Here is a 12,048-nt window from a genome sequence, read left to right as displayed (position 1 = left end):
CATGAGCCTGCTTTCGATCGACAACCTCTCCGTCGTCATCGGCGGGCGCGTCGCCGCGCTCAGCAACGTCTCGTTCACCGTCGACACCGGCGAGGTCGTGGGGCTGGTCGGGGAGAGCGGCGGCGGCAAGAGCATGGTCGGCCGGGCGATCGTCGGCATGCTGCCCACCGGCTCGGTGGCGACCGGCCGGGTCGGCTTCGACGGCATCGACGTGCTGACCATGTCCGCCGAGCGGCTGGCCCACCACCGCGGCCACGGTGCCGCGATGTGCTTCCAGAACCCGCGCGGCGCGCTCAGCCCGACCCGGACCGCGGGGCGGCAGCTGGTCGACCGGCTGCGGACCCATCAGGACATGGACGGCGAGCGGGCCCGCTCGTCGGCGCTGGAACTGTTCGAGGCGGTCGGCATCCGCAGCGCCCGGCGCCGCCTCGACGCCTACCCTCACGAGTTGTCCGGCGGCATGGCCCAGCGGGTGATGATCTCGCTCGCCGCCGGGTGCGCGCCGCGCCTGCTCATCGCCGACGAGCCGACCACCGGCCTCGACGTCACGCTGACCGCCGAGATCCTGCGCCAGTTCCGGCACGCCGCCGACAACGACGGCCGGGGCGTGCTGCTGGTCTCCCACGACATCGACGCGATCGCGGCCGTGTGCGACCGCATCGTGGTCCTCTACGCCGGCACCGTCGCCGAGACCGGCCCGGCCCGGCGGGTGCTGACCGCGCCGGCGCACCCGTACACCCGGGCGCTGCTGCGTTCGGTGCCCGACCTCGACGGCCGGCCCGTGGTGGTGACGCCCGGCGCGATGCCGCTGCTGCGCGAGGCGCCGGCCGCGTGCCCCTTCGCGCCGCGCTGCGCGCACGCCGAGGACGACTGCCGGACCGCTCGCCCGCAGCCGCAGCGGCAGGGCCGGCAGTGGACGGCGGCCTGCTTCCACCCGCTGCACGACGCCGTCGAGGCGGGGCAGGCGACCGACGTGACGGTCGGGACCCCCGCCCGGCGGGCCGCGGCGACCGAGGGCGCCGAACCCGTGCTCGTCGTGGACGACGCGCACGTGGTCTACAAGAGCCGGTTCGGCCGGGGCGGGCACCACGCGCTGCGCGGGGTCAGCCTCACCGTCGCCAAGGGCGAGCGGGTCGGCGTCGTCGGCGAGAGCGGGTGCGGCAAGTCCACCCTCGCCCGGCTCATCGTGGGGCTGGCCAAGCCGACCAGCGGCAGCGTCACGGCCGCCCGCAGCGCGCTGGTCTTCCAGGACCCGATCGGCTCGCTCAGCCCGCGCCGGACCGTCGAGGACGCGATCGGCGAACCGCTGCGCGCGCTCGGCGTCCCCGCCGCGCAGCGGGCCGCCCGGGCGGCCGCCGCGCTGGACCGGATGGAGCTGGACCGCTCGATCCTCACCCGCCGGCCGCACGAGCTCAGCGGCGGCCAGGCGCAGCGGGTCGGCATCGCCCGCGCGCTCGTCGCGGAGCCGGACCTGATCGTCTTCGACGAGCCGACGTCGGCGCTGGACGTGACCGTGCAGGCGCAGATCCTCGCGGTGATCGACGATCTCGCCGCGGACCGCTGGCGCGGCTCGGTGTTCATCTCGCACGACCTCGCCACCGTCCGCGGGTTCGCCGACCGGGTCGTCGTGCTCTATCTCGGCCGGATCGTCGAGGAGGGGCCGGTCGAGGAGGTCTTCGCGCGGCCGCGGCACCCCTACACGCGGGCGTTGCTGTCGCGTGGCCTCTCGCCCGGCACGGCCCTGGTCCGCGACCTGGAGGAGGCCGACGCGGCGACCGGATGCGCGCTCGCGGCCCGGTGCCCGTTCGTCGCCGACCGGTGCCGCGGCGAGGACCAGCAGTTGCAGCAGTACGGGCAGAGCCGGGCCGCCTGCTGGCGGGTGCCGGAGATTGGGGAGTTGGTGTGAGTCTCAGGCTGGCCGTCGACATCGGCGGCACCTTCGTCGACGCGATGGAGCTGGACACCCGGACCAATCAGGTGCGGTTCCGCAAGGCGTCGACCACCCCGGCCCGCCCGGCCGACGGCGTGCTCGCCGCGGTGGCCGCGCTCGGCACGGACCTGTCCGACGTCGAGCTGTTCATCCACGGTACGACGCTGGGCCTCAACGCAGTGCTGGAGCGCCGCGGCGCCGCGACCGGCATCATCACCAACGAGGGCTTCCGGGACGTGTTCCTGATCGGGCGCGGCAACGTCCCCTCCGACCACATGTACGACTTCCAGTACGAGCGCCCGCCGAGCCTGGTGAAGCGCCGGCACACGGCGGGGGTGAAGGGGCGGCTGGACTACAAGGGCCGCGTGGTCGAGGACCTCGACGCCGAATCCGTGCTGGCCGCCGCCCGCGAGCTGGTCGAGGTGCAGGGCGTGCGGTCGATCGCCATCTGCTTCCTGCACGCGTTCCTCGACCCGTCGCACGAGCGCGCCGCGGCGGCCCTCATCCGCGAGCGTTACCCCGACGTCAGCCTCTCGCTGTCGACGGACATCGCGCGGGAGTACCGCGAGTACGAGCGCTCCAGCACGACCGTGCTGGAGGCGTACATCCGCCCGATCTTCGAGCGTTACGTCGACGAGCTGGAGCGGGGGCTGGCCGACGGCGGTTTCGCCGGGCGCTTCCTCATCATGCGCTCCGGCGGCGGGTCGATGACCAGCGAGGCGGCCAAGCGCTCGCCGACCCACACCGTCCTCAGCGGACCGGCCGGCGGCATCGTCGGCGCCGCGTACCTCGCCGCCGCGCTGGGCCGCGACAGCCTCCTCACCTTCGACATCGGGGGCACCTCGCTCGACGCGTGCGTCATCGAGCAGGGCAGCGCGGTGGCCGCCCACGAGGCGCAGCTGGAGCACTTCCCGCTGCTGATCCCGACGTACGACATCCGCACCATCGGCGCCGGCGGCGGCTCGATCGCCTGGCTCGACCGAGGCCTGCTCAAGGTCGGCCCGCAGAGCGCGGGTGCCGACCCGGGCCCGGTCTGCTACGGCCGCGGCGGCACCCGCCCGACCGTCACCGACGCCGCCGTCGCGCTCGGCTACGTGGACCCGGACCGGTTCCTCGGCGGCGAGATGGGGCTGCAGGCCGACGAGGCCCGCAAGGCCCTCGACGAGCAGGTGGCCGGGCCGCTCGGGCTGCCGGTCGAGGCGGCGGCCGCGGGCATCTTCGACGTGCTGCTCGCGCGCACCGTCGGCGCGGTCCGGCAGATCACCGTCGAGCGCGGCCGCGACCCGCGGCAGTTCTCGCTGCTCGCCTTCGGCGGCGCCGGGCCGCTGCTGGCGCCGCTGCTCGCCCGGGAGATGGGCATCGCGGAGGTCGTCGTGCCGTTCGCGCCGTCGGGCTTCTCGGCGTGGGGCATGCTCAGCGCCGACATCGAGGACAACTTCAGCCGTACCCTCATGACCCCGCTCGACGAGATCGAGCCGGCCGCGGTCGAGGCCACCTTCGCCGAGATCGAGGCGGAGGCGATGGAGTCGCTGAGCGCGCAGGGCGTGCCCGCGCAGCTGGCGGTCCTGCAGCGGCAGCTGGAACTGCGCTACCTCGGGCAGGAGCACAGCCTCACGGTCACGATCGGGCGCGGCACCCTCGACCCCGGCAGCGCGCGGGCCGCATTCCAGGAGCTGCACGCCGCCCGGTACGGCCACGCGATGCACAACCGCCTGCAGATCCTGAACCTGCGCCTGCGCGCGGTGGGCCGCACGGCGAACCCGACGCTGGTCGAGCAGCCGCCGGGCGACGGGAACCCGGCGCGGGCCCTGCTCGGGCACCGGGACGCGTTCGACTTCGGCACCCGGGCGGTCGTGCCGTTCGCCGTCTACGACCGGTCGCTGCTCGCGCCGGGCGACGCGTTCGACGGGCCGGCGCTCGTCGACGAGGGCACGTCGACCACCGTGGTGCCCTCGGGCCAGCGGGTCTCGGTCAACGCCTGCGGCTACCTGCTGGTGCGTGCGGCATGACGACGCTGGATGGCGCTACCGCCGAGGTCGTGCGCTCCTACCTGCTCGCCGCGGCCGAGGAGATGCGCGCGACGCTGATCCGCACCTCGTTCAACCCGGTCATCTACGAGGTCCACGACTTCGGGCTCTCGCTGTACGACGCCGACCTGCGCCTCGTCGCCGAGGCGACCGGCCTGACGTTCTTTCTCGGCGCCAACGACTTCTCGCTGCGCAAGGGCGTGGAGTACGTCGGCCGGGAGAACCTGCACCCCGGCGACGTGGTGCTGCTCAACTACCCGTACTGGAACGCCGCCCACGCCTACGACGCCACGCTCTTCGCGCCGGTGTTCGAGCCGGACGGGCCGCTGGTCGGGTTCCTCTGCGTGCGGGCGCACTGGATGGACCTCGGCGCCAAGGACCCCGGCTACGTGCTCGACTCCACCGACGTACACCAGGAAGGCATCCTCTTCCCGGGCACCAAGGTCGTGTCGCGCGGCGAGCCGGTCCGGGAGATCCACGAGCTGATCCGGTTCAACTCGCGCATGCCCGACGAGGTGATGGGTGACCTGCACGCCCAGATCGCCGCCCTGCGCACCGGCGAGCGCCGGCTGCTGGAGATCGTCGAGAAGTTCGGCCGCCCGACCGTCGAGGCGACGGTCGAGCGGATGATCGCCGACGGCGCCGCCCGCACCCGCTCAGCCCTGGCCGCGCTGCCGCAGGGCTCCTGGACCGCCCAGGACGTGCTCGACGACGACGGCATCACCGACGAGCCGATCCACATGAAGGTGACCGTCACGATCGCCGACGGCGCGTTCACGGTCGACTTCGACGGGTCGTCGCCGGCCGTGGCCGGGCCGGTCAACATGCCCTACGGCGCGACCGAGGCGATCTGCAAGGTCATCCTCAAGTCGCTGACGTCGGCCGACCAGCCCTCCAACGCCGGGACCGTCGCACCGCTGGTGGTGAAGGCGGAGCCCGGCACGCTGTTCCACGCCGTCTACCCGCAGCCGACGTTCACGCTCTGGACCGGCATCGTCGCGGTCGAGCTGATCCTCAAGGCGCTCGCGCAGGGCATGCCCGACCGGCTGCCGGCCTCGTCGGGCGGCGACGTGCCCGGCTTCATGATGGTCGGCGTCCACCCCGACACGGGCGCGCTGTTCGCGGTCTCCAACAACGAGCCCGTCGGCTGGGGCGGCACGGCGCACCACGACGGCATGAACGCCGCCACCCACGTCTCCGGCAGCACCGGGCGGATCACGCCGATCGAGGTGCTGGAGGCGCGGACCGGGATGTTCTTCGAGCGGATGGAGATGCGCACCGACTCCGGCGGTGCCGGCCGGTTCCGCGGCGGGGCAGGCCTGCGCCGGGACATCCGGTTCGTCACGCCGGGGGAGTTCCTGTCGGTCATCAAGAAGACCAAGTCCCGGCCGTGGGCGCTTGCCGGCGGGCTGTCCCCCGAGGCGAACCGCGTGATCATCTTCCCGGGTACCGACCGGGAGCAGTCGGTCAGCACGAAGCGCACCGCCGTCGCCGCCGGGGACCGGGTCACGCTGCTGACCGCTGGGGGCGGCGGGCACGGCGACCCGCGCGAGCGCGACCCGGACCTCGTGCGCGAGGACGTTGCCGAGGGGTACGTCTCGGCGCAGCGGGCCCGCGAGGTGTACGGGGTCGAGGATGCCTGAGGTCGACGGCGCCACCGCCGAGGTGGTGCGCAGCTACCTCGTGGCCGCGGCCGAGGAGATGCGCGCCGCGCTCGTGCGCACCGCGTTCAACCCGGTCATCTACGAGGTCCACGACTTCGGCATCTCGATCTACGACCCCGACCTGCGCCTGGTCGCCGAGTCGACGGGCCTGTCGCGCTTCCTCGGCGCCAACGACTACTCGATCCGCAAGGGCGTGGAGTACGTCGGCCGGGACACGCTGCGGCCGGGCGACATCGTGCTGCTCAACTACCCGTACTGGAACGCCGCGCACGCCTACGACGCGACGCTGTTCGCGCCCGTGTTCGCCGGCGACGCGCTCGTGGCCTTCCTGTGCGTGCGGGCCCACTGGATGGACCTCGGCGCCAAGGACCCCGGCTACGTGCTCGACTCCACCGACGTACACCAGGAGGGCCTGCTTTTTCCGGGCACCCGGGTGTTCGCGGAAGGCGAGCCGGTCCGGGAGATCCACGAGCTGATCCGCTTCAACTCGCGCATGCCCGACGCGGTGCTCGGCGACCTGCACGCCCAGGTGGCGTGCCTGCGCACCGGCGAGCGGCGGGTCGCCGAGCTGTTCGCCACGTACGGCCGGGAGACGGTGGGCGCGGTGGTCGACGCCGTCATCGACGCCGCCGCGCAGTCCGCCCGGGAGGCCGTCGACGCGCTGCCGCAGGGCTCGTGGACGGCGCAGGACTGGCTCGACGACGACGGGATCACCGACGAGCCGATCCTGATGCGGGTCACCGTGACGATCGACGGCGGCACGTTCACCGTCGACTTCGCCGGCTCGTCGCCGGCCGTGCCGGGCCCGGTCAACCTGCCCCTCGGCGCGACCATCGCCACCTGCCGGGTGGCGTTCAAGGCGATCACCACGCCGGCCGAGCAGACGAACGCCGGCCACTTCGCGCCGCTGGTCGTGCGGGCCGAGCCGGGCACGCTCTTCCACGCCGTCTACCCGGCCGCGACGTTCACCCAGTGGACGGGCACCGTCGCGCTGGAGCTGATCTACAAGGCGCTGGCGCAGGGCATGGGCGGCCGGCTGCCGGCCTCGTCAGGCGGGGACGTGCCCGGCTTCATGATGGTCGGCGTCCACCCGGACACCGGATCGCTGTTCGCGGTGTCCAACAACGAGCCGGTCGGCTGGGGCGGGACGCCCGGTCACGACGGCATCGGGCCGGCCAACCACCCGTGCCAGACCCAGGCCCGGATCACGCCGGTCGAGGTGCTGGAGGCGAAGACCGGCATGTTCTTCGAGCGGATGGAGATCCGCACCGACTCGGGCGGGGCCGGCCGGTTCCGCGGCGGGCCCGGGCTGCGCCGGGACATCCGGTTCGTGACCCCGGGCGAGTTCCTGTCGGTGATCAAGAAGACCAAGTCCCGGCCCTGGGCGAGCGACGGCGGCGCGGTCCCGGAGGCGAACCGGATCCTGCTGTTCCCCGGCACCGCCCGGGAGCGCGCCGTCAGCACCAGGCGCACGCCCGTTGCGGCCGGCGACCGGGTGACGGTGCTGACCGCCGGCGGCGGGGGACACGGCGACCCCGCCCTGCGCCATCCGGACGCGGTCCGCGAGGACGTGGCCGACGGCTACGTCTCCGCCGGCGCCGCCCGCACGATCTACGGAGTGCAACCATGAGCCTGCTGCTGGAGAACTGCACGGTCGTCGATGGGCGTATCCAGCCGGTCGAGGACGCCGCCGTCTGGGTGGTCGGGGAGCGCATCGCCGCCGTCGGCCCGCGCGAGCGGGTGCTGGCCGAGGCCGGCGGCGACGCGACCCGCATCGACCTCGGCGGCGCCTGGCTCACCCCGGGCCTGGCCAACATGCACACCCACCTGTCGCTCACCCTGCCGGGCACGGCCGGCGACCGGCTCAAGCAGATGGGCCCGCACGAGCTCGCGCTCTACATGGCCGACGGAGCCCGCCGCACCCTGCACTGCGGCGTGACGACGGTCCGGTGCGTCGCCGAGAAGGACCACGCCGACTTCGCGCTGCGCCGGTCGATCGAGGCCGGCCGCGCGCCCGGACCGCGGATCTTCACCGCCGGCCGCGCCCTGGTGTGCACCGGCGGCCACGGCCACGAGAGCAGCGACACCCTCGAGTGCGACGGCGCCGACGGCTTCCGGCGCGGGGTGCGCGAGCAGGTCAAGGCCGGCGCCGACCTGATCAAGGTGATGATCTCCGGCGGCATCGCCGGCCGGCACGAGTCGATCGACACCCGCCAGTTGCACGCCGACGAGCTGGCGGCGGTACTGAAGACCGCGCACGACTGGGGGCGGCGGGTCACCGCCCATGCCGGCCCGGCGCCGGTCATCACCGAGGCGGTCGAACTGGGCCTCGACTGTGTCGAACACGGCTACGAGCTGACCGCGGAACTGGCCGCGCTCATGGCCGAGCGCGGCACCGCCCTCGTGCCGACCCTGCTCGTCACCCGGTGCAAGGCGTTCTTCGACGAGCTTGGCGTCCCGGAGTGGATGCAGCAGCGGTCGCTGGGCGCGGGCGAGCGGCACCTCGAGAGCTACCAGCTCGCCGTCGCCGCCGGGGTGGAGGTGCTGCTGGGCAGCGACATGCCGCCGTTCTGGCAGTTCGAGGGCACCAGCGCGACCGTGCGCGAGCTGGAGCACATGTCGGCGGTCATCGGTCCGCAGCGGGCGCTCTACGCCGGCACGCTCGGGCCGGTGCGCTGGCTGCGGGCCGAGCACGACCTGGGCACGGTCGAGCCGGGCAAGTACGCCGACCTGATCGCGATGGACGACGACCCGACGGCCCGCACCTCGGCGTTTCGGGGCGTGCGGTGGGTGATGAAGGGAGGCGCCGTGGTGCGCGACGACCGGGCCGGGGTGCGGCCGTGACCGCCCGCGTGGAGATCGCCGCCGCGATCGACGACATGTACGCCGCCTTCCTCGCCGGCGACCGGGGCCGCTTCGACGCCCACCTCGACCCCGAGGTCACCACCTGGGAGACACATCTGCCGGGGCCGCTGCGCACGCGGGCCGAGCTGGACGAGTACCGCGACCGGCGGGACTCCGCCGGCCAGCGTCCGCGCCCGGCCGAGCTGTCCGCCCACGCCAAGCGGATCGACGTCTTCGGCGACGTCGGGGTGGCCCGCTACGAGCTGCACGCCCGGGCCGAGGGCGGGGTGTCCGTCACCCGCGTCACCGACGTGCTGCGCCGCACCGGCGACGGCTGGCGGATCGTGCACCACCACGCGGAGCTGGTGCGGCCGTGAAGCGCCTCGTCGCCCACCGCGACGGCGAGCCGCTCGACGTGCTCGCCGTCGCCGACGTGCCGGACGACCCGGAGCCCGGCCCGGGCCAAGTGACCGTCGCGGTCGAGGCGGTCGGTCTCAACTTCCTCGACGTGATGCTGTGCCGCGGGACCTACCCGGTGCGCCCGGAGCCTCCGGTCACGCCCGGGGTCGAGTTCAGCGGCCGGGTCCTGACCGGGCCCGACGCCGGCCGCGCGGTGATCGGTTGCCCGGCGCTGCCGCACGGCGCCCTCGGCGAGACCGTCACCATCGACGCCGGCCTGCTCGTGCCGCGGCCCGCCGCGCTCGACCCGGTGACCGGCGCGGGGATCCCGGTGACGTACCAGACCGCGTGGTTCGCCCTGCAGCGCGCCGGGGTATCCGCCGGGGACACCGTGCTCGTGCACGCCGGGGCCGGCGGCGTCGGCGTCGCGGCCACCCAGCTCGCCGTCGCCCGCGGCGCGCGGGTGATCTGCACCGCCGGCGGCCCGGCGAAGACCGAGGCGTGCCGCGCCAACGGTGCCGGCGTCGCGATCGACTATCACGCCGAGGACTTCCCCCGGGCCGTGGACGCCGCCACCGGCGGCGCGGGCGTCGACGTGGTGATCGACCCCGTCGGCGGCGACGTGTTCGCCCGCTCGCTGGACTGCCTCGCCTTCGAGGGCCGCATCGTCGCCGTCGGCGCCGCGGCCGGCCCGCCGCCGGCGGTCGACCCGATGCGCCTCGTCGCCCGCAACGCCACCCTCGTCGGCCTCTCGTGGGGATCGGCCTACCCGTGGCGGCGGCCGGACGAGGTCGCCGCCGCCTACGAGGCCCTGTTCGTGCTCTGCGCCTCGGGCGCCGTGCAGCCGCCGGTCAACCGGGTCGAGCCGCTCGAAGGGGCGCCCGCCGCGCTGCAGGACCTGGCCGCCGGGCGCACCACCGGCAAGATCGTCGTCCGGATCGGAGGGTGAGGAATGTCCGAAGACAACGACATGGAGATCTACGACCTCAGGGTCACCGTCGAGCAGATCGAGGGCCGCTCGGTCTGCGGGATGGCGGTCGGTGACTGGTTCGAGCTGGAGCGCAGCGCCCACCTGCGGCTGCCCGACGGCAAGCACTTCTGCGTCTACGCGCTGGCGGCCGTCCTGCCGTTCCTGGCGGCCAAGCAGCGCGCGCTGCCGGCCGGCGACTGGCTGGAGCGCGACACCCTGTTCTGCTGCCCCGATCCGGAGGAGCGACTGGTGATGCGGGTCGAGCGCACCCGGCAGCGCGGGATGCGCTCGGGCGACCTCACGTGAGCGTGCCGGCAAGGGTCGAGATCGGCCTGGGCATCCAGAGCGACAAGCGGCCCGGCGACTACGCCCGCCTGGCCCGGGCGGCCGAGGCGCACGGCTTCGACGTGCTGACCGTCTTCGGCGACCTCATGTTCCAGCCGCCGATCTTCCCGCTGCTGGAGATGGCCGGCGCCACCTCGCGGGTCCGGCTCGGCGCGGCCTGCCTCAACCCGTACTCCATGGCGCCCTACGAGATCGCCGGGCAGGTCGCGGCGCTCGACCTCGCCTCGGCCGGCCGCGCCTACCTCGGGCTGGCCCGGGGCACCTGGCTAGGCGCGGTCGGGATCGACCAGCCCCGGCCGATCTCGGCGCTCGGCGAGGCGGCCGAGGTCGTCTACCGCCTCCTCGGCGGCCGGACCGACGGCTTCGACGGCCGGGTGTTCCGGCTCGCGCCGGACGTCGCCCTGCGCTATCCGGTCCAGCGGCCCGACCCGCCGCTGCTGATCGGCGCCTGGGGCGCGCAGGGCGCGGCGCTCGCCGGCCGGATCGCCGCCGAGATCAAGGTCGGCGGCAGCGCCAACCCGGCGATGGCCGGCGTGATGCGCGAGCGGCTGCGGGCGGGCGCCGAACCGGCCGGCCGGTCGGTGAGCGACGTGCGGATCGTGCTCGGCGCGGTGACCGTGGTCGACCGGGACGGGGCCGCGGCCCGGGCCAAGGCCCGCACCGAGGTCGCGATGTACCTCGCGGTGGTCGCCGAGCTCGACCCGACCGCGGGCGTGCCGGCGGATCTCGTCCGCCGGGTCGCCGAGCTGGTCGACCGGGGCGAGCACGAGGCCGCCGGCCGGCTCGTGCCCGACGACGTGCTCGACCTGTTCGCGTTCTCCGGCACGCCGGAGCAGGTCGCGGCCCAGGCGCAGGCGCTCATCGACGCCGGCGTCGGGCGGGTGGAGTTCGGCACGCCGCACGGGCTGACCGACGACGGCGGCGTGGAGCTGTTGGGCGGCGCGGTGCTGCCCCTGCTGCGGCGGGAGGCGCCATGACTGCCGCGGCGATGGGCGGACGGCGGCGGCGTGGACCTGCTTTGCGGCGTGCCGCGGCGATGCGCAGGCGGGCTTGCCGCGCTCCTGGATCGGTTCCCACTGCTGAAGGTAGGGCGGCGTGAACGTCGACGTCATCGTGGGCCCGGACGTGGTCGCCGACCTCGACCTGGTGCGCGAACTCGCCGCGGCCGAGTTCGCCGGGCTCGGCGTGGAGGGCGCCGTCCACGCGGCGCCGGACCTCGCGGCGGCGCTGGAGGCCACGACCGGCGCCGTCGTCGCGCTGCCCGGGCCCACGGCATCGGCCCGGGCGCTGATGGCGACGCCGGGCCGCCACGCCCCGCGCACGGTGTGGCTCGACCTGACCGCGACCGGGCCACAGCCCGTCGCGGCCGGGTCGGAGCACCATCAGGGCCGCGAGATCTGGGGCGTCACCTGGGCCGTCCGGCGGGCCGTGCACCGGCTGCGGCACCCGGCCCGGCGCATCGCCTACGGTCCGGACGCGGAGCAGTGGGGCGAGCTGCGGCTGCCCGCCGGCACCGGCCCGGCACCCGTCGCGGTGCTGCTGCACGGCGGCTTCTGGCGCTCGGTCTGGGGTGCCGACCTCATGGACGCGATGGCGATCGACCTGGCCGAGCGCGGGTTCGCCGCGTGGAACCTCGAGTACCGGCGCCCGGACCGCCACGGCTGGGCGGCCACGACGGCCGACGTCGCCGCGGGCCTGGCCTTCGCGGGCGCCGCCGATGCCCGGGTCGACCCGTCGCGGCTGGCGCTGTTCGGTCATTCGGCCGGCGGGCAGCTCGCGGTGCGGGCAGGTAGGTGTGCGCGATCCAGTAGAGGTCCGGTTCCGCGAGCCACTCGGCGAGCGCGTACCCATCGACGATCTCCAGCTTGA

10 protein-coding genes are annotated in these 12,048 nt (G+C 74.6%); all 10 read left to right on the top strand.

Going from position 1 to position 12,048, the window contains the following annotated elements; translation table 11 throughout:
• Position 1: 1 nt before the first annotated feature.
• The 10 genes from AB0M46_RS31060 to AB0M46_RS31015 all read left to right on the top strand — a co-directional run bounded on the left by AB0M46_RS31060 (position 2) and on the right by AB0M46_RS31015 (position 12,048).
• Positions 2-1,906 carry an ABC transporter ATP-binding protein gene (locus tag AB0M46_RS31060; RefSeq protein ID WP_363341748.1) on the top strand — a complete coding sequence of 635 codons (1,905 nt, stop codon included), beginning with the start codon at positions 2-4 and terminating at the stop codon, positions 1,904-1,906.
• Entirely contained in the window at positions 1,903-3,939 is a 2,037-nt protein-coding gene (locus tag AB0M46_RS31055; RefSeq protein WP_363341746.1) for a hydantoinase/oxoprolinase family protein, read from the top strand. The genes AB0M46_RS31060 and AB0M46_RS31055 overlap by 4 nt, the downstream gene beginning before the upstream one ends.
• Complete coding sequence (locus AB0M46_RS31050; RefSeq protein WP_363341744.1) at positions 3,936-5,600, top strand: hydantoinase B/oxoprolinase family protein; 1,665 nt, start codon at positions 3,936-3,938, stop codon at positions 5,598-5,600. Before AB0M46_RS31055 ends, AB0M46_RS31050 begins: the two co-directional genes overlap by 4 nt.
• Positions 5,593-7,251: a hydantoinase B/oxoprolinase family protein gene (locus tag AB0M46_RS31045; RefSeq protein WP_363341742.1), complete on the top strand. Its 1,659-nt coding sequence runs from the start codon at positions 5,593-5,595 to the stop codon at positions 7,249-7,251. The genes AB0M46_RS31050 and AB0M46_RS31045 overlap by 8 nt, the downstream gene beginning before the upstream one ends.
• A complete protein-coding gene (locus AB0M46_RS31040) occupies positions 7,248-8,465 on the top strand; it encodes an amidohydrolase family protein (RefSeq protein WP_363341740.1) in 1,218 nt (405 codons plus the stop codon). Before AB0M46_RS31045 ends, AB0M46_RS31040 begins: the two co-directional genes overlap by 4 nt.
• The gene (locus AB0M46_RS31035; RefSeq protein WP_363341738.1) at positions 8,462-8,842 is read left to right on the top strand and encodes a nuclear transport factor 2 family protein; all 381 of its coding nucleotides are present in this window, start codon (positions 8,462-8,464) and stop codon (positions 8,840-8,842) included. The genes AB0M46_RS31040 and AB0M46_RS31035 overlap by 4 nt, the downstream gene beginning before the upstream one ends.
• Positions 8,839-9,813, top strand: coding sequence for an NADPH:quinone oxidoreductase family protein (locus AB0M46_RS31030; protein WP_363341736.1), 975 nt, complete (start codon positions 8,839-8,841; stop codon positions 9,811-9,813). The genes AB0M46_RS31035 and AB0M46_RS31030 overlap by 4 nt, the downstream gene beginning before the upstream one ends.
• Before the next feature lie 3 nt (positions 9,814-9,816).
• Positions 9,817-10,140, top strand: coding sequence for a TIGR04076 family protein (locus tag AB0M46_RS31025; protein ID WP_363341734.1), 324 nt, complete (start codon positions 9,817-9,819; stop codon positions 10,138-10,140).
• Entirely contained in the window at positions 10,137-11,156 is a 1,020-nt protein-coding gene (locus AB0M46_RS31020) for an LLM class flavin-dependent oxidoreductase (RefSeq protein ID WP_363341732.1), read from the top strand. Before AB0M46_RS31025 ends, AB0M46_RS31020 begins: the two co-directional genes overlap by 4 nt.
• 118 nt (positions 11,157-11,274) lie before the next feature.
• Positions 11,275-12,048, top strand: a complete 774-nt coding sequence (locus AB0M46_RS31015) for an alpha/beta hydrolase (protein WP_363341730.1) — start codon at positions 11,275-11,277, stop codon at positions 12,046-12,048.

The sequence above is a fragment of the Dactylosporangium sp. NPDC051485 genome, assembly GCF_040682015.1.
Lineage (GTDB): Bacteria > Actinomycetota > Actinomycetes > Mycobacteriales > Micromonosporaceae > Dactylosporangium.
Note: the sequence above shows the minus strand (reverse complement) of the source record. Positions and strands in the feature narration are given on the sequence as shown.

Excerpts from the sequence above, each read along its gene's own strand:
- AB0M46_RS31060 (WP_363341748.1), top strand. The coding sequence starts at position 2 with ATGAGCCTGCTTTCGATCGACAACCTCTCCGTCGTCATCGGCGGGCGC.
- AB0M46_RS31050 (WP_363341744.1), top strand. The coding sequence starts at position 3,936 with ATGACGACGCTGGATGGCGCTACCGCCGAGGTCGTGCGCTCCTACCTG.
- AB0M46_RS31045 (WP_363341742.1), top strand. The coding sequence starts at position 5,593 with ATGCCTGAGGTCGACGGCGCCACCGCCGAGGTGGTGCGCAGCTACCTC.
- AB0M46_RS31040 (WP_363341740.1), top strand. The coding sequence starts at position 7,248 with ATGAGCCTGCTGCTGGAGAACTGCACGGTCGTCGATGGGCGTATCCAG.
- AB0M46_RS31025 (WP_363341734.1), top strand. The coding sequence starts at position 9,817 with ATGTCCGAAGACAACGACATGGAGATCTACGACCTCAGGGTCACCGTC.